This is a genomic window from Rheinheimera sp. WS51, assembly GCF_050936095.1.
Lineage (GTDB): Bacteria > Pseudomonadota > Gammaproteobacteria > Enterobacterales > Alteromonadaceae > Alishewanella.
Genome location: NZ_JBOTRC010000053.1, coordinates 1 through 651, shown reverse-complemented (window position 1 = coordinate 651; position 651 = coordinate 1). Strand labels below are relative to the sequence as shown.

2 protein-coding genes are annotated in these 651 nt (G+C 42.5%); both read left to right on the top strand.

The window, feature by feature from the left end:
* Window positions 1–25: 25 nt before the first annotated feature.
* On the top strand, window positions 26–265 hold the full coding sequence (locus ACRCA4_RS15000) for a hypothetical protein (RefSeq protein ID WP_433190395.1): 240 nt from the start codon (window positions 26–28) through the stop codon (window positions 263–265).
* 113 nt (window positions 266–378) lie between these two features.
* Window positions 379–585 (top strand): hypothetical protein, encoded by a 207-nt coding sequence (locus ACRCA4_RS14995; RefSeq protein ID WP_145465967.1) that lies wholly within the window; start codon window positions 379–381, stop codon window positions 583–585.
* Window positions 586–651 lie beyond the last annotated feature (66 nt).

The following is a 651-nucleotide window of genomic DNA, read 5'->3' as shown; positions in this document are numbered from 1 at the left end:
GCGTTAAGTGTCACAAGGAAAAAGCATGAGTTCCGAAAAAGAGCATGAGGACAAAATTGTAGTTGGCCAACGAGTGAGATTGTCATGCCCGGGTGAAAAAGATGAGTATGGCATTGTAATTGCCACTTGGCGTAACCCTGAAATTGATCATATGAAAGATTGCTATGTTGCATTTTGGGGGCATGAAATACCAAATTTTGAATCTGAAGAAAAACCTGAGCCATATATTTTAAGGTATGCAGCTGTTAGTTTGCAGCCAATATAAATCATGTATTGCTACTTTAATGCCAAAACACACTTAACAAGGTTGTCATGTCCGACCTCCGTTCCGTTGGCGGCATACAAAGGCGTTATGTGTCAGTCTAATAAGTGAGTACAGTGAACGATAAAGTAAATGAAAACCCTGAGTGGGTTACTCGTGGAAAGACAATCAAGCAGCTAATTAAAGAGCTGCAAACATTCGAAAACCAAGATCTCGAAGTTAAAGTGTCTACTGACGGTGGTGAAACATTTAAGTGTATTAGTCTGGTCGGCAAACACAATGATAATGGCACACCAATATGTGGGCTAGAGAACTGTGAGTAAACACATAACAAGCAAAGGCAGCATCGCCCTGCGGGCTGGACGCGCTAACGCGCGCCGCTGCTTTGG

Coding starts and splice junctions, on each gene's coding strand:
- ACRCA4_RS15000 (WP_433190395.1), top strand. CDS start 26: ATGAGTTCCGAAAAAGAGCATGAGGACAAAATTGTAGTTGGCCAACGA.